The organism is Chengkuizengella sp. SCS-71B, from assembly GCF_040100845.1.
GTDB lineage: Bacteria > Bacillota > Bacilli > Paenibacillales > KCTC-33759 > Chengkuizengella.
Window position 1 is genome coordinate 647093 of the sequence record NZ_JAZHSH010000001.1, and the last position, 18912, is coordinate 666004.

At 34.7% G+C, this 18912-nt stretch carries 20 protein-coding genes and 2 other annotated features; of the genes, 10 read left to right on the forward strand and 10 right to left on the reverse strand.

What is annotated here, in order from left to right; genetic code table 11:
- The first annotated feature begins 334 nt into the window (after positions 1-334).
- Positions 335-508 (forward strand): hypothetical protein, encoded by a 174-nt coding sequence (locus VQL36_RS03180; RefSeq protein ID WP_349247922.1) that lies wholly within the window; start codon positions 335-337, stop codon positions 506-508.
- A 113-nt stretch (positions 509-621) separates the two neighbouring features.
- Here the strand turns inward: VQL36_RS03180 and VQL36_RS03185 are convergent, their stop codons facing one another.
- The 7 genes from VQL36_RS03185 to VQL36_RS03215 form a co-directional block, all read right to left on the reverse strand.
- A complete protein-coding gene (locus VQL36_RS03185; RefSeq protein ID WP_349247923.1) occupies positions 622-1104 on the reverse strand; it encodes a (2Fe-2S)-binding protein in 483 nt (160 codons plus the stop codon).
- 1 nt (position 1105) lies between these two features.
- Positions 1106-1978, reverse strand: coding sequence for an FAD binding domain-containing protein (locus VQL36_RS03190; RefSeq protein WP_349247924.1), 873 nt, complete (start codon positions 1976-1978; stop codon positions 1106-1108).
- Positions 1965-4295, reverse strand: a complete 2331-nt coding sequence (locus VQL36_RS03195; RefSeq protein WP_349247925.1) for a xanthine dehydrogenase family protein molybdopterin-binding subunit — start codon at positions 4293-4295, stop codon at positions 1965-1967. The genes VQL36_RS03190 and VQL36_RS03195 overlap by 14 nt, the downstream gene beginning before the upstream one ends.
- A 69-nt stretch (positions 4296-4364) precedes the next feature.
- Complete coding sequence (locus VQL36_RS03200) at positions 4365-5000, reverse strand: nucleotidyltransferase family protein (RefSeq protein ID WP_349247926.1); 636 nt, start codon at positions 4998-5000, stop codon at positions 4365-4367.
- Positions 4997-6067 (reverse strand): XdhC/CoxI family protein, encoded by a 1071-nt coding sequence (locus VQL36_RS03205; RefSeq protein ID WP_349247927.1) that lies wholly within the window; start codon positions 6065-6067, stop codon positions 4997-4999. Before VQL36_RS03205 ends, VQL36_RS03200 begins: the two co-directional genes overlap by 4 nt.
- A gap of 256 nt (positions 6068-6323) precedes the next feature.
- A complete protein-coding gene (locus VQL36_RS03210; protein ID WP_349247928.1) occupies positions 6324-7064 on the reverse strand; it encodes an SDR family oxidoreductase in 741 nt (246 codons plus the stop codon).
- A 172-nt stretch (positions 7065-7236) separates the two neighbouring features.
- A complete protein-coding gene (locus VQL36_RS03215) occupies positions 7237-7974 on the reverse strand; it encodes an SDR family oxidoreductase (RefSeq protein WP_349247929.1) in 738 nt (245 codons plus the stop codon).
- A gap of 182 nt (positions 7975-8156) precedes the next feature.
- Between VQL36_RS03215 and VQL36_RS03220 the strand changes: the two genes are divergently transcribed.
- A complete protein-coding gene (locus VQL36_RS03220) occupies positions 8157-8831 on the forward strand; it encodes a TetR/AcrR family transcriptional regulator (protein WP_349247930.1) in 675 nt (224 codons plus the stop codon).
- A 110-nt stretch (positions 8832-8941) separates the two neighbouring features.
- The gene (trmB, locus tag VQL36_RS03225; protein WP_349247931.1) at positions 8942-9610 is read left to right on the forward strand and encodes a tRNA (guanosine(46)-N7)-methyltransferase TrmB; all 669 of its coding nucleotides are present in this window, start codon (positions 8942-8944) and stop codon (positions 9608-9610) included.
- A gap of 72 nt (positions 9611-9682) precedes the next feature.
- Here the strand turns inward: trmB and VQL36_RS03230 are convergent, their stop codons facing one another.
- The 3 genes from VQL36_RS03230 to VQL36_RS03240 all read right to left on the reverse strand — a co-directional run bounded on the left by VQL36_RS03230 (position 9683) and on the right by VQL36_RS03240 (position 11916).
- Positions 9683-10021, reverse strand: a complete 339-nt coding sequence (locus tag VQL36_RS03230; protein WP_349247932.1) for a hypothetical protein — start codon at positions 10019-10021, stop codon at positions 9683-9685.
- Between the two features lie 119 nt (positions 10022-10140).
- A complete protein-coding gene (locus VQL36_RS03235) occupies positions 10141-11226 on the reverse strand; it encodes an MGDG synthase family glycosyltransferase (RefSeq protein ID WP_349247933.1) in 1086 nt (361 codons plus the stop codon).
- Positions 11227-11397: 171 nt separating this feature from the next.
- Positions 11398-11916 (reverse strand): phosphatase PAP2 family protein, encoded by a 519-nt coding sequence (locus tag VQL36_RS03240; RefSeq protein WP_349247934.1) that lies wholly within the window; start codon positions 11914-11916, stop codon positions 11398-11400.
- Between the two features lie 161 nt (positions 11917-12077).
- Positions 12078-12208, forward strand: a sequence feature (ribosomal protein L20 leader region).
- Between the two features lie 37 nt (positions 12209-12245).
- Between VQL36_RS03240 and infC the strand changes: the two genes are divergently transcribed.
- From infC to VQL36_RS03275, 7 genes are all read left to right on the forward strand, one after another.
- Entirely contained in the window at positions 12246-12746 is a 501-nt protein-coding gene (gene infC / locus VQL36_RS03245) for a translation initiation factor IF-3 (RefSeq protein ID WP_160645983.1), read from the forward strand.
- 52 nt (positions 12747-12798) lie between these two features.
- Positions 12799-12999, forward strand: coding sequence for a 50S ribosomal protein L35 (rpmI, locus tag VQL36_RS03250; protein ID WP_160645953.1), 201 nt, complete (start codon positions 12799-12801; stop codon positions 12997-12999).
- A 25-nt stretch (positions 13000-13024) separates the two neighbouring features.
- The gene (rplT, locus tag VQL36_RS03255; protein WP_162038478.1) at positions 13025-13384 is read left to right on the forward strand and encodes a 50S ribosomal protein L20; all 360 of its coding nucleotides are present in this window, start codon (positions 13025-13027) and stop codon (positions 13382-13384) included.
- Positions 13385-13538: 154 nt separating this feature from the next.
- Positions 13539-13806, forward strand: a binding site (T-box leader).
- A gap of 82 nt (positions 13807-13888) precedes the next feature.
- Positions 13889-15625, forward strand: coding sequence for a biosynthetic-type acetolactate synthase large subunit (gene ilvB / locus VQL36_RS03260; RefSeq protein WP_349247935.1), 1737 nt, complete (start codon positions 13889-13891; stop codon positions 15623-15625).
- A 1-nt stretch (position 15626) separates the two neighbouring features.
- Complete coding sequence (ilvN, locus tag VQL36_RS03265; RefSeq protein WP_349247936.1) at positions 15627-16112, forward strand: acetolactate synthase small subunit; 486 nt, start codon at positions 15627-15629, stop codon at positions 16110-16112.
- Between the two features lie 92 nt (positions 16113-16204).
- Positions 16205-17197: a ketol-acid reductoisomerase gene (gene ilvC, locus VQL36_RS03270; protein WP_349247937.1), complete on the forward strand. Its 993-nt coding sequence runs from the start codon at positions 16205-16207 to the stop codon at positions 17195-17197.
- Positions 17198-17295: 98 nt separating this feature from the next.
- Positions 17296-18849 carry a 2-isopropylmalate synthase gene (locus tag VQL36_RS03275; RefSeq protein ID WP_349247938.1) on the forward strand — a complete coding sequence of 518 codons (1554 nt, stop codon included), beginning with the start codon at positions 17296-17298 and terminating at the stop codon, positions 18847-18849.
- The last annotated feature ends 63 nt before the right edge of the window (positions 18850-18912 follow it).

Sequence of the window (18912 nt, forward strand, 5' to 3'; positions counted from 1 at the left end):
ATATATTTTATATTTGTGAATCAATTTATTTCTTAATGGTAAAAATTAGAATATATTCAACAGTTCATTAATGTTTAGTGGGCTATTATTAATATATTGTAACGAAAAAAATAGCTTTTGCAAAATACAAAAAATAGGTGGGAAATTGATTGAAAAAAAGTTGAAAATAATCCAATTTTCCACTTGATAAACCTTACATAGTATGTTAAATTAAAATTGTAAGGATCCTTTAATATCAAGTGTTTGAACTCTAAATTGTATTCGGTTTATAACGCTTTTATTTGTTTTGCTTTTAGTGTAAAAACTAAAAGAAAATATTTGTGAGGTGATCCAAATGAATGAAGTGAAAGTACCTAAAGGTGACGAAAAGATTACTGTTGAATTAACGATGAAAGAAGCCATAGCTTTAACAGGCATACGGTTTAATCAACAACCAGAATTAAAAACAGAAGCAAAGAAAAAATTAATGCGCATCATTGATGAAAGTAAAAAATTAAATTTACACTAATATTATAAAGCTCCTGAGGGGGCTTTTTTTAATGAGGGATTCGACTACTTTTACGAGAAGCTCCGATAGGAGCTTTTGTTCATGTGAGCACTAATTTATCTAAGAACTGGGAATCAATATTGCTCTTCACTTCTGGTAATTACTGCTTTGATAGCTTCTTCAATTTCTTTATAACTAGTACACCGACAAATATTGGATTCAAGCCACTCTTCTATGATTTCATCTTTAGCATTTGGATACTTTTGGATTAAAGCATTGCAATTTATAATAAAACCTGGAGTACAATAACCGCACTGAAAGGCAAAATGTTCTACAAAGCTTTTTTGGATTGGTGTATCTTTTAAACCTTCAATGGTTGTAATCTTTTTTCCGACTCCCTCAACGGCTAGCATTAAACATGATTTGATGGGCACCCCATCAACATCAACTGTACAGGCACCACAATCTCCGTTATAACAACCTGGTTTTGCCCCTGTTAACCCGAATTGCTCCCTAATCACATATAAAAGTGTGTTTGCAGGTCTAATAGTAATGGATCTCTCTTCATCATTTATGGATAATGAAATATCCAATTTTTTTGATTCCGATGAATACATATTACTCAACCCCCAATGTAGTTAAGATGTGCTGCACTGTATTTTTTAATACAAATTTACGATATTCTGAAGATCCTTCAATATCGTTTAGGATAGGCGCTGCCAAATGTGTTAACGCTAGGTCGACTCTATCTTGGACAGAAATATTTTGTTGATTTAAGTCTTTTTCAATTTGTTCAGAGCGATAAGGAAATGGACTCATTCCACTAAAGGCTATACGGATTTGGCTTGATGAGGAGTTGAATGAAATATCTGAAGGAAGAGTAGATGATTTTTTAATGGCTGCAACTGTAACTAGAGGATAACCAGTATCCCATTGCTGGCGTTTTTTTATACTGATAAATGGCAGATGGAGATCATTTTGATTCGTAATGATTTGGACTAAAAATTCACCTTTTTTCAACCGCAATTGTTGATGAAAAGCTTGTTGAATAGGTACATTCTTTAACCCTCGAATGCCAGCAATGACAACCTGACTATCTGATAGTAAAAAAGGCAATACAGCTTCTCGGTAATAGATTTGACCACAAATGTTGCCACCAATAGTAATTTTATTGCGGTTGGTACGATCAGCAATTTCACTTATGGTTTTTGTTAATAAAGGAAAATGATTTACATCTTCAATGACAGTTAGAGGAAGACATGAGCCTAAGACTAATTGATTATTTTCTAACTTTAAAACATTACATTCAGGTATGTCTTTGATGTCAATGATGGCTTTTGTGTATAGGAGATTTATACGTGCAAATGAAATGATTTCGGTACCGCCTGAATAATATATAGGTTGCTTTCCTTGAGTATCTAGTTTTTGAAATAAATGAACTGCTTCATGAATGGTAAGAGGTTTATAGTATTCAAAATCATATGGTATCATGGTGAATGCCTTCCTTCGTTTTCCAAATCAATTCTGGGATAAGAGGTAGTTGATTAAGTTCTACACCAGAAGCGAGTGATAAACTGTTAGCTAAAGCGGCTGGCATACCAATTAAACCATGTTCACCTACACTTCGTGCACCATAGGGACCATCTAAAACAGGAGTTTCAATAAATTTCACCTCATACTGGGGATGCTCCCCAAAACGGAGAGGGCGATAAGTCCTAAGTTGGGGATTTAGGATTTTTCCATGTTGATCAAAAATAAACGTTTCTCGTCCAGCAAAGCTTAATCCCATGCTCATTCCACCCATGACCTGACCTAGTGCCCCTTTTTCATTAAGTATTTTTCCAAGATCAACAACTGTAATCGCTCTTAATATTTTATAGGTGTAATCTGAACGATCAAATTCTATCACAACCCCTTGTGCAGCAACAGTCCATTCTGGACCTGGATTTCCTCTACCAGTGTTTTGATCATAATATGTTATGTGTCTTTGAATATAATTGCCTTTGCCAATAATCTGACCTCCAACAGCATTCCCGTTTGGGTATTTATAGCCATAACAAATATCTTTAATATTTAAATAAAGTTTTGGATTATCTCTTAAAAATACTCTGTCGAATCCAACTTCTAAATCTTCCTTAGAGCATCTTAATATACATGCAGCTAATTTTTTTAACTGCTGAATAATATCATCGGCTGCACTAAGTAAAGCTCGACCTGCCATAAATGTTCCTCTACTGGACACCGTTTTCCAATGCTCGGGGGTAGATTGCGTGTTAACTTCCAATTGCACATAGATTTTATGAATATCCATCTTCATTTTATCTGCTAACATTTGTGCAAGAACGGTTTTCGTTCCGGTTCCTATTTCTACAACGCCTGAAATAATGTTGATGCTGCCGTCAGGATTAAAAGTTAGTGTAATCCCAGACCCAGCATCAGGATCGATTGTTGAGTTTTTCCAAGTACAACATATTCCTTTTGCACGAACCTTTGTATCACTGACATTTTCAATTTTCCCTTCATCCCAATGAATAATTTTTTTCAAATGAGAGAGACATTCTGATATATCTCCTACATTGCTTTTGTTTACAGGTACCTGACTTGGAGTAGTGTCTCCAGGCTTTATGGCATTGATGGATCTTAAAAGCAGGGGGTCTATATTTATTTTATTTGCTAGTATATCCATCGTTCTTTCAAAAGCAAACATGACTTCTGAATGTCCGAAACCTCTAAAAGGTGCAGCATAAGGATGATTTGTATACATGCATAAAGCATCACACGAAATATGGTTTATACGATAAGGTCCTGTACAATCAACAGCTCCTGCTCGACTGATATCAACTGCTTTATCTGAGTATGCGCCCCCATCAAATAAATATAATATTTCTGCTGCCTGTAATACTCCATCCTTCGTACTTCCAAGCTTTATTGTTGCATCTAAACCAATATGGACAGGGGACGTAATTAAATCTTCTTCTCTGGAATTTAAAACCTTCACTTTTCTTCCATTAACTGCTTTAGAAGCTAGGTAAGCAATAAGCTCTAATTGAACTGAAGCTTTTCCACCATAACCACCACCAACTAAGGGCGTATTTACAATTACTTTTCCTACATCAATATCGAAATAATTGTGCATTAATTTTTTTATCATAAAAGGAGATTGAGAGGAGGAGTGGATAACAATGGTTTCATCTTCACGTATTTCTGCAATTGCACATCTTGTTTCCATCGCGGCATGATCAGATGGAGAAAAGTAAAAATTAGTTTCCACAACAATTTCACTTTTCCTCCAACCTAACTCCATGTTTCCCTTTCTGATCTTCGTACGATTTGCAATGTTCGTTTTTGCTTCTGGATATACACCTTTTCCGCGGTGATATAAGTCTATATTTTCATGAACTAAAGGGGCATTTTTTTCATAAGCTTGACTTGGAGAATTTACAACAGGTAAAGGCTCATAGGTAACTTTGATTGAACTGGAAGCTCTTTTAGCAATGGCTGGACTATCAGCAACAACAACAGCTACAACCTCACCACAATAACGTACTCTATCAAAGGCAATGGGAGGGCGATCACGAATTTCTTCACCTGTAAGTGGGAATTCTTCTCCTGCCAATATAGCTCGAACACCAGAGATTTTCCATGTTTCAGATGTGTCAATATGTGTAATTCTCGCATGAGCATGTGGACTGATGACCATTTTTGCATGTAGCATAGATACAGATAGGTCATCTGCAGTATATTTTGCCTTGCCAGTAACTTTATCTAATGCATCCTTTCGAATCACACTTTTTCCGATGATATCCATATCTCCATCCTCCTTCTAGCATAGGGGTTACTATTAATGTATTAGAGGTATTAAAGGTTTAATACTTTGTCACTTGAGGGACTTCCATACATGTTTTGCCAACTCATAATCTTCTTTGGTATCTACATCAATGAAGGGGGTTGAATGTTCAATAGGAAAGATAATTCCTTTCTCCCTCCATTGTACTTTTTTCAATAAATATCTCGCTCCTATATCTCCTTTCAGGTGCATAAGTGCAGGAAACATTTGATGTGAAAATAAAATGGGGGGTCTAATCGAGTTTTGAAAAGAAGGACCAACAAAATAGGCATTTTTATTTTGTATATAATTTTCAATTAATTTATTTATCAATTGTTTTGATATAAAAGGTTGGTCCGCTAGCAGGATCATAATAGCCTTTGGTTGTAGTTTCATTGCTTTTTTCACACCGCATTTTATCGAATATGCTTGCCCCTTAATGGCTGATATACAAGTTTGTTGAGTCCACTTCTTTCTAGAAGGTGGTGATAATATACAAGGTGAAATCCATTGAAGTGTATCCTGTTTTTTAGTTACAACAACAACATGATCTAATGAGGATTGTATAGCTGTTTTTAATGTAATGCTTCCAAGTGTTTGCTCTCCAAGTGGTAAATTCAATTTGTTTTTTTCCATACGAATACTGTTTCCTGCAGCAAGAAATACTCCAACGATTTGATCACTCATAAATTATCCAACTCAAACTCATTTTGAGGTAAGGGTGAATGTAAACATTGAATCAACTCTGCAACGATACTAATGGCTATTTCCTGAGGACCTTTTGCTCCAATGGGAAGTCCGATAGGAGATTGAAGGGATGAGGGGATTGATTTATCATTTAATAATTTTTCTGTTCGAATACGAGGTCCAAGGATACCAAGATAACGTAAATTTTGATGAATGAGTGTGGAAAGAATTTCTTGATCTCGTTGGAAATGATGCGTCATAATTACAACATAATCTTGAGAGGTAAGGTTTAATGTATTTATCGTTTCTTTGGGAAACCCTACAATTAATTTGTTCGCAAGTGGAAATTGTTCCTTACTGCAAAATCCAGCTCTCCAATCACATATCGTGATTGAAAACCCTGTTAATGAAGCAAGAGAAACTAGTGGTTTTACATCAGGTCCTGCACCAAAAATAATGAGTCTAGGTTTGGGTGAAAAAATGTGGGTATAGAATGGGATGGGGAAATGATCTGACTTATGAACTCCGCTTTTTTGAGATGGATTTGATTCTGCTTGGTTATGATGAAGATAACTTCGAATTTCTATTGTTAAATCTACGTCCGATGTAATTAAAGTGTTTCCTTCAAATGAGTAATAGTAGTTATTTTTCAATTTAAAATCTTCAGTTAATGTTTTTATATGTAGAATGGGAATACCTTGATCAAGCGCTTCTTTTAAATTGAGCATACTTTCTTTTAGTTCTTGATCTAAAAACTCTAACAGAATAAATATAACACCATTACATCCAGTTCCCTGTCCCCAGGAGATATCTGTTTCTTCACTCATATCATATGTAATTGTAATTGGTTTCTCATTTATAAAAACCTCTTTGGCTCTAATAACAAGATCACTTTCTAGACAACCAGCGCTTAACATGCCCACTCGAAGGCCGTCTTCTTGGATCAACATCATCGTTCCTTCTTTTAAATACGCTGTACCTTCTACATGAAGAATCGTAGCAAGTACATCATTTTTTGAAGAGTGTTGAATAACATCTAATATGTGATGAACATTCTCGTTCCCCATAGCCCCTTTTCCCCCAATAAAAGAAGATTCTCTGTAGTATATTTAGTTCTTGTAAATTTATAACTTGAACTATTTATGCTTTATTAAAGTCATCTATTGGATTTTATGTTTTATTAAATTTATTATTTTTTTGGATTAGATCTGGATTAAAAAAGCATGTAATCTCTTAGTGAAATCACATGCTTTTTTATGTGTGTGCTTTGTGCTTTGTGTTTTAATTTTGATTTTATAAGTGCTTTTTTATCCTATAAGTTAATTATAAAGCTTGTTCTGTAGGGCGAATGATAATTTCGCTCACATCTACGTGATCAGGTTGTTTTACTGCATATGCGATTGCTTTTGCAATATCCTCACCTTTTAAAGTTTGTACATCTGAATAATTTTCTTGTAAGTTACGGATGATATTCTCATCAGTGATCGTATGTGTCAATTCTGTTGCTACAGCTCCAGGGCAAATAATGGTTGTACGAATGTTTTGTCCAGATTTCATTTCCTGACGTAATCCTTCAGTGATCGCTCTTACTGCAAACTTTGTACCGCTGTAAACAGAACTTGATGGCATAACTTTATGACCAGCTACAGATGAAATGTTAATAATATGTCCAGATTTTTGTTCTTCCATATACGGGAGAACAGCCCCAATCCCATAAAGGACACCTTTAATATTAACATCTACCATGAGATCCCATTCTTCTACTTTTCTACTGCTTAAAAATGATAATGGCATAACCCCCGCATTGTTAACAAGAATATCAATTTGACCAAATTGTTCAACGGTTGCTTTCGCTAAAGTTTCCATCTCCGCAAAAGAAGTTACATCCGTTACTTGGTAAGAAGCCTCTCCACCATTTTCAATCACTTCAGATTGAAGCTGTTTTAATCTGTCTTCTCGTCTTGCTGCTAACATGACTCTGAATCCTTGATTAGATAATTCAAGAGCTGTTGCTTGACCAATCCCACTACTTGCTCCTGTAATAATGGCTACTTTTTTACTCACTTAAATCACTCCTAATTTGTATTTTTATTTTATACTTTTTATATATATTTTGTCTAAAATATTTCCTGAGGTAACTATAACATCTATTTCATACATTGTAAACTAAAAGTATAAGAATAGTATAAAGTGTATATTATAATCTAATTATATGCATATCCTAATTAGTAAATTACTATGATTGCTCTGTTGGGCGGATGATAATTTCACTCACATCTACATGGTCGGGTTGTGAAACTGCATAATAGATGCCTTTTGCAATATCTTCTCCCCTTAGAAATTCTAAATCTTTAAATCTTTCTTGGAACCCACTGATAATATCTTCATCAGTGATCGTTTGTGCTAATTCAGTTGCAACTGCTCCAGGACTAATAATAGTTGTACGGATGTTTTGTCCAGATTTCATTTCTTGACGTAATCCTTCAGTGATCGCTCTTACAGCGAATTTAGTACCACTATAAACGGACATTCCTGGTCCCACTCGATGTCCTGCTACAGAGGACACGTTGATAATATGTCCAGATTTTTGTTCTTCCATATACGGGAGAACGGCGCCAATCCCATACAAAACTCCTTTAATATTGACATCAACCATACGATCCCACTCATCCACTTTTATTTTGTTTAATAATGATAATGGCATGATTCCGGCATTGTTCACTAGGATATCAATTTGACCAAATTGCTCAACGGTTGCTTTTGCTAATGTTTCCATCTCCTTAAAAGAAGTTACATCTGTTACTTGGTAAGAAGCTTCGCCACCATTATTGATCACTTCCGATTGCAACTGCTTTAATCTGTCTTCTCGTCTTGCTGCTAACATGACTCTGAATCCCTGATTTGATAATTCAAGGGCTGTTGCTTGACCGATCCCACTACTTGCTCCAGTAATAATGGCTACCTTTTTCGTCATTTAAATCACTCCTAATTTTATTGTTCTAATTTTAGACTTTATATATACATTTTGTCTAAAATATTTCTGAAACAAATATAACATTTATTTTAAACATTATAAACCAAAAATATAAAAATAGTATAAAGTGTATATTATAATATGACTGTGTGGTATAATAATGGATCTAAGGGGGAAATAACATGCGCAAAATCGATCCTGAATTAAGGGAAGAGATGAGAAAAACATACGTATTGAAATTAATGAATGTGATTCGTTTAAAAGGGTTTAATACCTTAAAAATACAAGATATGGCTGAACATATGCAGATCAGCAAAGCATCATTTTACAATTATTTTTCTTCTAAAGAAGAAATCATACAAGAGCTTACTGGGACCTATATTGCATATTATGAAGAGGTTGATCAAACCATTTTAAATAAAGAAATCACTTATATAGATCGTTTTCAAAAAGTATTTGAACAAGAAGTACTCACTTTCATTTATATTTCTGAATTGTTCTTTGAAGAATTAAAGGTTGGATTTCCTGAATTATATGAAGGAATTATTTCGGCACGTCGAAAAAGAAAAATGAACATTAGACAGTTTTACGAAATGGGAATGAAAGAAGGGATATTCCAGTCTTTAAATCCTAGTATTCTCATGTTGCAGGATGAAGTGATGTTGAGAAGATTGCTTGATCCAGCGTTCCTATTAGAAGAAGGGCTCACAATAAAACAAGTGTTATTTGACTATTATCAAGCCAAAAAAGTTCAAATTTTTAAACCTGATGAGCTAAAAAGAATAAATGATAAATTAACAATATTGGAAAAAATTGAGTTTCTCTCTCTTAAGTTATCTAATTCGTATTCATCATAAAATATAAAAATAGCAATAATATGCAGCTCTTATTTGTTGCTCAAAAAGCGTAACTGATGATAAGATATCAATGATTACGAACTTAGAGGATAAACGGGGGTTACATCTACATGGGCAGATTAAGACGCCGATCAGATACACTTGAATTTTTAAAAAACGCTAAAGATGTGGTAGAACTTGAACCACAAGCTAACAAAGGCAGATGGAGAGAAGTTTTTGGTAATGATAACCCTATTCACGTAGAGTTAGGGATGGGAAAAGGAAAATTCATTTCTGAAATGAGCTTGAAGTATCCTGAATTCAATTTTATAGGGATAGATTTATATGATGAGTTAGTTCGAAAAGCAAGTGAGAAGGCATATGTTTTAAGGGAAAAACATGGTGTGCCAAACATAGATAATTTAAGACTTGTTTTAATGAATATTGAGAAAATAGAAGAAATTTTTGACGAGAATGAAATTGATCAAATTTATTTAAACTTTAGTGATCCATGGCCAAAAAAAAGACATGCTTCACGTAGATTAACTCATGCAAACTTCTTAAAAAAATATCAAACTGTTTTAAAAAATCAGGGAGAGATTCATTTAAAGACAGATTCTGTTTCCCTCTTTGAGTTTTCTTTAAATTCATTCGCTGATTTAGATTTAAAAATGAAAAATATAAAGTTGGACTTGCATAAAGAGGGTACGCCTGAAAACCATGTCTTTACAGAATATGAAGAAAAATTTGTTGAACAAGGTATTAGAATTCATCGTTGTGAAGTGATTTTGTTGAAATAACCAATTTTTTTAGTTAAATACCCTCCACGTCTTATCTGACCTTGGAGGGTTATTTTATAAAAAGTTTATATTTTATTCATTATTTGGTGTAATAGTAAATACGGTATTCCCTTCAGCAAGTAAAGGAGCTGGAGGATTATCAAGTTTATCTATACTTAAAATATCACATAAAGGGATATAACTTGTTGATTCAGTACCTGGGATATTAAAGATGTTTCTAGCAACTAATACTTCACCTCTAACAGCAATAAACGTACCGATAGCAACCAAAAGTACATCTGTTCCAACAAACGTAATACCAATTAGATCAAATTCATCAAAGTTTTCTTCGATTGCTTTTTTCAATGATGTTGTACAACAATTGCAGTCTTGTATTTTTTTAGGACATGTTTTGCTTTTTCTTCTAGACACGTTCTCACCTCCATAACGATTAAATTATATGAGACCATAAAGGTTTCATATATTAATAGTTTATGTTAAGAGATGGAGATGGATTGTACGATTGAACCTGTTAATTTGGCTTAATTTTCTCAAATCAGACAATTAATTTCATCTACAGAGAATTGAGTTGTGCATAAAGGTTTTGATTGAAATGTTATTTTTTGTTGTTGTACCAATTGATTTAACCAAAATTTTAACTCATCAATTGAAGTAAGTTTTTCCCCTAAATGATGGTTTAAGAAGAATTGACAATTCTCTTCCTCATGACCTGGAATAGGGTTATAAAATAACATAGGCAACTGTTTTACTAAACCCTCTGTACAGGTAATCCCCCCTGGTTTTGTTATTAATAAATCTGAAACATCCATTAACTCATCAATTGCCTTAGTAAAACCAAGAATATGGATATTAGGATGTTCAAATTTAGAGTTTGAAATGATCTTTTTTCGAGCTTTTTCATTATTCCCCATACAGATAATGAATTGAATTTTTTCCTTCCAAGATAATAAATATTCAATTAACTCATTGTATTTCATCATTCCCCAGCCGCCACCCATAATGAGTACAGTAGGCATAGGTTGCAATCCGAACTTGTCCCTTATTTTTAACTTTTCATTTGTCTTCCAAAATTTAGAGTGTATTGGAATGCCAGAGATCATAATTTTTTCTTCAGGCACATTTTTTTTAATTAATTGTCTTTTTATTTCTTCAGTAGGTATTAAATATTTATCTGTCTCAGGTGTTATCCATGCCCCGTGAATAACATAATCAGTAACTACTGTATATAAAGGTACTTGAAGTCCTAATCTTTTTAATCTGGCAATTACGGCATTTGGAAAAGGATGAGTACAAAGGATGGTGTCAGGTTGAAAATGATCAATAAATGAATATGTTCTAGCGTAAAAAATGCGATGGAGCATCATTTGAGTGAAACGATTCAGTGAATTTTCAAATTGGGATTTATACAATTTTTCATATATTTTAGGTTGTACATCTAATGTTTTTCTATATACTTTAAAGAAATGAGGCGCTAAATTTGGATGTAGAAATTTTAATAATTCAATTACCTTTGTATGAATAAATTGATTTTTTAGACCTTCTGAAATGGCATATGCGGCTTGTGTATGACCTGTACCGAATCCTTCTGATAAAATGAGTATATTTTTTTGTTGCAAAACAGAGGTCACCCGCTTCTGATCGTATTTTAAATCAAATTTCAATATTTTTCTGATATCCTTTTTTAATGTATATCATTAATGATTATTAAATTTAATTTTCCCCGATCTGCGGACAGAAATTCAAAAAAAAAATCCCATTTGAAACTAACAAAGCTTTCCCAGATTTAACTAACCTAAGATATTTGTTACAGATATACCGGTTAATGTACCAATGATTAAACCTGCAAATACATCAGATGGGTAATGAAGTCCTAAATATATTCTAGATAATGCAACGATGAAACCTAACGGCAGTAATATGATGCTCATTACAGGTATGCTAATGACAAATGGTATAATGATTGAAAAAATAGCAGTGGTGTGACCTGATGGAAAAGAATGATCCTTTAATGGATTTTTATAAGTAATCACATGTTTGATAACTAAATAAGGTCTTAATCTTTTATAAGTTTTTTTAATGACAGCAACCGGAATGTGACTTACACTTAATGACACTAAACTCATGAAAGCGACATGTTTCCATGGTGCAGATGCAAAAATAGATAATGCTAAAGTTATACATATAGTGAAAATAGCCCCGCCTAAATGAGTAATGTTCGTCATGATAATATCTAAAATTTTATTTTTTAATTTTACATTTATAAAGAAAAATATTTGATTTTCAATCATTTTCAATCGATATAACATATTCCATCTCCTTTTAAGCTAACGTTCTGAAAAGAAAGCGTCGTATGGTAATTTTAAAGGAAGTTTGTTGATTTTTCCACTTTTAGTTTATGATATCTTAAATTATTATAAACAAATTGACATTAGTAAATTTATGTGGTATCTTTTTATAGTTAGAACAAATCAACAAGCAGAAGCGCCCGCTTCTCACCTGACTAACGTATAGTTAGCTGGTTCAAATGATAAATCTTATCTCTTCGGAGATGAAATAAATGATGTGGGCGAATGAATCTGCCCACATTTTTTTTGTTTTAAATTTTTAGCGGAGGTGACACGTTATTAAAGAACATATCATTAACGAATCTATAAGAGCTAGAGAGGTTCGTTTAATTGGAGCCGAGGGAGACCAGCTTGGAATCAAACCTATTAAAGAAGCGTTGCGTTTAGCATATGATGCAAATTTAGATTTAGTTGCTGTTGCTCCAACAGCAAAACCACCAGTCTGTCGTATTATAGATTATGGTAAATATCGTTATGAAGCACAGAAAAAAGAAAAAGAAGCACGTAAGAATCAAAAAGTTGTGGATATTAAAGAGGTGCGTTTCAGCTCTAAAATCGAAGAACATGATTATCAAACTAAGCTGCGTAATGTAATCAAATTCCTTAAGGCAGAAGATAAGGTGAAGTGTTCGATTCGTTTTCGGGGTCGTGAGATTACACATGCTGACATTGGTAAAAAAGTACTTGATAGAGTAATCGAAGACGTTAAAGAGTATGCCGAAGTTGAGCGTAGACCTAGACTTGATGGTCGAAGCATGATTATGGTACTTGCTCCGATAACAAAAAAATAGATGTCCAAAGCTGATTCAGTAAATATACTTTAATTCTTAGGAGGATACAATTATGCCTAAAATGAAAACTCACAGCAGTTTAAAAGGTCGTTTTAAAGTGACAGGCACTGGTAAAATTAAAAGACATAAACGTGGTAAAAACCACTTGTTAGCTAAAAAGTCAGGAAGACAGAAAAACTTAATGAAAACTCAACCAATCATGGCTAAAGGTGACGTTAAACGTTTAGCTCAACAATTATCAAATCTTAAATAATAGTGAACATAGGAGGTAGAAAAAGATGGCAAGAGTAAAAGGTGGATTTGTTGCACGTCGTCGTCGTAAAAAAGTATTAAAACTTGCTAAAGGTTACTTTGGCTCTAAACATAGAATTTATAAAACTGCGAATGAACAGGTTATGAAATCATTGTTATATGCATATCGTGACCGTCGCCAGCGCAAACGTGATTTCCGTAAATTATGGATTGTACGTATCAATGCTGCTGCTCGTACAAATGGTTTAAGTTATAGTAAATTAATGCATGGATTAAAGCTTGCAGGTGTAGATATTAACCGTAAAATGTTAGCAGACCTTGCAGTAAATGATTCACAAGGTTTCACTAACCTTGCAAATGTAGCAAAAGAAAAAATTAATGCCTAAATTTTTTATAACATAAGAATGAAATTATTGTAGGATTCGACTACTTCTTCTAGAAGCTCCGATAGGAGCTTTTTTTCTTTTCGATGAAAATATGTTGACTTCAACTCAAGTAGTATATATAATAGTTAAAAATCATTACCCAATCACATATGGATCATCGGCTATGAAAAGGATAAAGGAATAAGGGCACTGTGAACAGAGAGCAGAGGATTTGCTGAAACCTTTGCCATAACCCTTATTCACGAGCTCACCTTGGAGCTGTTTTCCTGAAAGGTCTAACCTAGTAGGGGAAATCGGTAGGCATACGTTATTATGCTGTAAGTGACAGCTATTTCTTAATCGTTACTTTCTGAGGTTATATATTGTGAAGTATGTAACAAAGTTGGGTGGTACCACGTAAGGAAAATCCTTTCGTCCCATTTTTTGCTTTAGCAGAGCAGTGGGGTGAAAGGATTTTTTGGTATTTAAAAATAGTTAGATATTATTTTGAGAGGAGGATGTAAGATGAGCACCCTAACGTTAAAAGCTACGAATAAAGAACTATATACTAAGTTAATGCAACCGGATGTAATTACAGGATCAGAAATTTTGCTTCGTTCACTACTTTTAGAAGGTGTTGATTGCGTCTTTGGTTATCCAGGTGGAGCTGTGTTATATATTTATGATGCAATCCATGGAAACCCTGACTTTAATCACTTATTAACAAGGCACGAACAAGGAGCAATTCATGCTGCTGATGGATATGCGCGTTCAACAGGAAAGGTTGGTGTATGCATAGCAACTTCAGGTCCAGGAGCTACAAATCTAGTGACAGGAATAGCTACTGCTTATATGGATTCAGTTCCACTTGTGATCATTACTGGAAACGTAATGAGTACAGCCATCGGTACAGATGCTTTTCAAGAAGCAGATATCACTGGAATTACCATGCCCATTACGAAACATAGTTACTTAGTTCGCGATGTAAAAGATTTATCCAAAATTGTTCATGAAGCCTTCCATATTGCGTCAACAGGTAGAAAAGGCCCTGTTCTTATTGATATTCCTAAAGATATATCTGCACATAAAACTGAGTTCAACTATGATAATCAAATTAATATCCGTGGGTATAACCCAACAGTATTACCTAATAAACTTCAAGTAGAACGTTTATTAAAGGCAATCGATGAAGCGAAAAAACCAGTGATTCTTGCAGGGGGCGGGGTTGTATATGCAGGAGCACAAGAAGAATTATTAGAATTTGTAAGCAAAACAAATATTCCGACAATTACAACTTTACTTGGGATCGGTGGATTTCCAAGCTCGAATGATTTATGGTTGGGCATGCCAGGCATGCACGGAACTTATACAGCAAATAAAGCACTCCAAAGTTGTGATTTGTTAATAGGAATCGGTGCAAGGTTTGATGATCGTGTAACGATGAAAGTGGATGGATTTGCCCCAAATGCAAAAATCGCACACATTGATGTTGATCCTGCTGAAGTAGGAAAAGTTGTTGAAACAGCAATTCCTTGTGTGGGTGATGTAAAAAAGGTTTTAGAACTTGTAAATCAAAAAGCAAAAGCAGCACAATCTGAAGCATGGATACAAGAGTTACAGATGATGAAAAAAGAATTCCCACTTAAATATAAAGATGATAATAAACATCTTAAACCACAATACGTCATTGAAATGATTCACAAAACAACAGAGGGAGAAGCCATCGTTACAACAGATGTAGGACAGCATCAAATGTGGGCGGCACAGTACTACAAGTTTAATCATCCTCGTTCTTGGATAACATCAGGTGGATTAGGTACGATGGGTTTTGGCTTTCCTGCGGCAATTGGTGCACAAATGGGAAATCCAGATCGACTCGTAGTATCGATCAATGGTGATGGTGGCATGCAAATGTGTGCTCAAGAATTAGCGATTTGTGCTATTCACAATATTCCTGTAAAAATTGTAGTCATTAACAATCAAGTATTAGGCATGGTGCGTCAATGGCAAGAGATTATTTATGACAATCGTTATAGCCATATTGATTTATCTGGAAGTCCAGATTTTGTGAAATTAGCTGAAGCATATGGAGTAAAGGGATTAAGAGCAACAAATAAAGAAGAGGCTCAAAAAGCTTGGCAGGAAGCTATGGATACACCAGGTCCAGTATTAATCGATTTTATAGTTGAAAAACATGAAAATGTGTATCCGATGGTAAAACAAGGAAGCACAATTGATGAAATGTTAATGGGGGATTCGTAATATGAATGCGACTAAACATACCATTTCAATACTAGTAAACAATCAACCTGGGGTATTACAACGTGTGGCTAGTTTATTCGGTCGAAGAGGTTTTAACATTGAAAGTATTACGGTTGGGAAGTCTGAGGAGGAAGGCCTTTCCAGAATGATTATCGTAACCATCGGTGATGATCAAAAATTAGAACAAATTTCTAAACAGCTGTATAAAGTTATTGATGTAATTAAGGTAATAGACATTAGTGCAAATCCAATGGTTGAACGTGAGTTGGCTTTAATTAAAGTGAACGCTGAACCTTCCATACGTCCAGAGATCATTGGTGTTGTGGAAACTTTCAGAGCAACGATTGTGGATATTGGACCAAAAAGTATCATGGTTCAAGTCGTAGGAGATTCAGATAAAGTAAAAGCTATGGTGGAATTATTAAAACCATACGGTGTTATTCAATTAACTCGTACAGGTGTAGCGGCAATGATAAGAGGAGTTTAAGTTTATTTATAAGATATAAAACATGGGAAGACTCCTTTGAGTGGGCATAACTATTATCCACTCAAGGGAGAAAAAAAGGAGGAAATTATTCAATGGCAGTTACAATGTATTATGAAAACGACGCAGATTTAAACGTATTATCAGGAAAAACAATTGCAGTAATCGGATACGGAAGTCAGGGGCATGCACAGGCTCAGAATCTTAGAGATAGTGGTGTACATGTTATCATCGGTTTACGTAAAGGCCGCTCTTGGGATCAAGCAACCAACGATGGTTTTCAAGTCTTTACAGTGGATGAAGCAACTAAAAAAGCAGATATCGTTCAGATTTTAATGCCAGATGAAACGCAAGGAACCGTATATAGAGAAATGATTGCTCCAAACTTGAAAAAAGGATCTGCAATCATGTTTTCACACGGCTTTAATATAAACTTTGGACAAATCGTCCCTCCTGCAGATGTAGACGTATTTATGATCGCACCAAAATCACCAGGACATTTAGTACGTAGAACTTATGTAGAAGGATTTGGTGTTCCAGGATTAATCGCAGTTGAACAAGATTCAACTGGAAAAGCGAAAGAACTTGGTTTAGCTTACGCTAAAGGTATCGGTTGTACTCGTGCAGGAGTGATTGAAACAACGATCCGTGAAGAAACAGAAACTGACTTATTTGGTGAGCAAGCTGTATTGTGCGGTGGTGTAAGTGCACTTGTAAAAGCTGGATTTGAAACACTAACTGAAGCAGGTTACCAACCTGAAGTTGCCTATTTCGAATGTTTACATGAATTAAAACTAATCGTGGATTTAATGTACGAAGGCGGATTAGAGAGAATGCGTTATTCCGTCAGTGATACTGCTGAATATGGAGATTATGTAACAGGTCCTCGTATCGTAACAGAAGAAACGAAAAAAGAAATGAAGAGAGTATTGGAAGATATCCAACAAGGGAAATTTGCTCGTGATTTTATTTTAGAAAACCAATCTAATCGTGCATTTTTTACAGCAACTCGTCGTCAAGAGTCAGAGCATCCGATTGAAGAAGTAGGTTCAAAATTGCGTGAAATGATGCATTGGATTAGTAAGTAAATCATTGAATGCCGACTAATATCAACCACGTCCATGTGGTTAACGTCGGCATCAGTACATCCTTGTACTGAAAAACCATATTAGGAGGTGGATTTGGGATGAGAAAGATATATGTGTTTGATACAACGTTGAGAGATGGCGAACAATCTCCAGGAGTGAACTTAAATACCCAAGAGAAGGTGGAGATTGCCTTACAATTAGAAAGGCTTGGAATTGATCGAATTGAGGCAGGATTTCCTGCAGCATCACCAGGTGATTTGAAAAGTGTAAGTGAAGTAGCTGAGGCTGTAAAAAATTCATCTATAATTGGACTTTCTCGCTCCCGTGAGCAAGATATTGAAGCAGCGAGGCAAGCATTACAAAAAGCAGAGGATCCTTGTTTGCATTTATTTCTTGCAACCTCTCCTATACATCGTAAATATAAGTTGCGTATGGAGAAACAACAAGTGCTTGAAACAGCAGAAGCGGCCATTCGATATGCAAAAAAATATTTTAATAAAATTGAATTTTCGCCTGAGGATGCAGCTCGAACCGAATTGGATTTTTTATGTGAAGTGACAGAAATGGCAGTTCGAGCTGGTGCTACTGTAGTGAACATCCCAGATACTGTAGGTTTTATGACTCCAGATGAATTTGGGAATATATTCAAAACACTAAGAGAAAACGTACACGGAATTGAAAAAATTCAATTAAGTGCACACTGTCATGATGATTTGGGAATGGCTACAGCGAATGCCCTAGCAGCCATACGTAATGGAGCAGATCAAATTGAAGGAACAATTAACGGTATAGGTGAGCGTGCAGGAAATACTTCAATTGAAGAAGTGGCAATGGCATTAGAAACTAGAAAAGACTTTTATGAAGCAACTACCTCTTTAAAGTTGAGTGAAATCCATCGCACAAGTCGATTAGTGAGTAAATTGACAGGAATGGTCGTACCGGGTAATAAAGCAATCGTAGGTGCGAATGCTTTTGCCCATGAATCTGGCATTCATCAAGATGGTATGTTGAAAGAAAAAACAACCTATGAAATTATGTCTCCAGAAACGATAGGTTTAAAAGAAAGTAAATTAGTATTAGGAAAGCTTTCAGGTCGACATGCTTTTAGTGAAAAACTAGTAGATATGGGTTATGATGGCCTAAATGAAGAGCAGATTAAAGAAGCTTTTATAAAGTTTAAAAATCTAGCGGATAAGAAGAAAAACATAAGTGATGAAGATATACGAGCAATGTTAGAAGAGAAGCTTGTCAGCACACCTGAATTTTTCACACTTGAACGAATTGATTTATCTTACGGAAATCAATCGACTCCAATCGCTACGATTAGAATTAAAACGAATGAAGATGCAATAGCTGAAGAAACGCAAGAAGGAAATGGTTCTGTTGATGCTATTTACAACGCAATTGACAAAGCAACACAAGAAGAAGTTACTTTAGAGGATTATGCTATTAAATCCGTAACACATGGTAAAGATGCATTAGGGGAAGTGCACGTTGTACTGAAACAAGGTGACATTGCAGTAACGGGGCGTGGTGTTAGCACAGATATTCTTGATGCAAGTGCGCGTGCTTACATCGATGCCGTGAACCGAATTATTGATAGAAAAACCTCTGATAGTGTGGATAAGAGAGGAAATATTACTTTAATTTAAAAAAAATAAATAACCTGCCACATCCTTTGTTAGGCAGGTTATTTTTTTGATAAGGAGAGAAGA

Bases quoted from the DNA above. Each gene is read 5' to 3' on its own strand.
- VQL36_RS03220 (WP_349247930.1), top strand. From the start codon at position 8,157: ATGCGCAAAATCGATCCTGAATTAAGGGAAGAGATGAGAAAAACATAC.
- VQL36_RS03180 (WP_349247922.1), top strand. From the start codon at position 335: ATGAATGAAGTGAAAGTACCTAAAGGTGACGAAAAGATTACTGTTGAA.
- trmB (WP_349247931.1), top strand. From the start codon at position 8,942: ATGGGCAGATTAAGACGCCGATCAGATACACTTGAATTTTTAAAAAAC.
- VQL36_RS03205 (WP_349247927.1), bottom strand. From the start codon at position 6,067: ATGGGGAACGAGAATGTTCATCACATATTAGATGTTATTCAACACTCT.
- VQL36_RS03240 (WP_349247934.1), bottom strand. From the start codon at position 11,916: ATGTTATATCGATTGAAAATGATTGAAAATCAAATATTTTTCTTTATA.
- rpmI (WP_160645953.1), top strand. From the start codon at position 12,799: ATGCCTAAAATGAAAACTCACAGCAGTTTAAAAGGTCGTTTTAAAGTG.
- VQL36_RS03215 (WP_349247929.1), bottom strand. From the start codon at position 7,974: ATGACGAAAAAGGTAGCCATTATTACTGGAGCAAGTAGTGGGATCGGT.
- ilvN (WP_349247936.1), top strand. From the start codon at position 15,627: ATGAATGCGACTAAACATACCATTTCAATACTAGTAAACAATCAACCT.
- VQL36_RS03195 (WP_349247925.1), bottom strand. From the start codon at position 4,295: ATGGATATCATCGGAAAAAGTGTGATTCGAAAGGATGCATTAGATAAA.
- VQL36_RS03275 (WP_349247938.1), top strand. From the start codon at position 17,296: ATGAGAAAGATATATGTGTTTGATACAACGTTGAGAGATGGCGAACAA.
- ilvB (WP_349247935.1), top strand. From the start codon at position 13,889: ATGAGCACCCTAACGTTAAAAGCTACGAATAAAGAACTATATACTAAG.
- VQL36_RS03200 (WP_349247926.1), bottom strand. From the start codon at position 5,000: ATGAGTGATCAAATCGTTGGAGTATTTCTTGCTGCAGGAAACAGTATT.
- VQL36_RS03190 (WP_349247924.1), bottom strand. From the start codon at position 1,978: ATGATACCATATGATTTTGAATACTATAAACCTCTTACCATTCATGAA.
- ilvC (WP_349247937.1), top strand. From the start codon at position 16,205: ATGGCAGTTACAATGTATTATGAAAACGACGCAGATTTAAACGTATTA.
- rplT (WP_162038478.1), top strand. From the start codon at position 13,025: ATGGCAAGAGTAAAAGGTGGATTTGTTGCACGTCGTCGTCGTAAAAAA.
- VQL36_RS03185 (WP_349247923.1), bottom strand. From the start codon at position 1,104: ATGTATTCATCGGAATCAAAAAAATTGGATATTTCATTATCCATAAAT.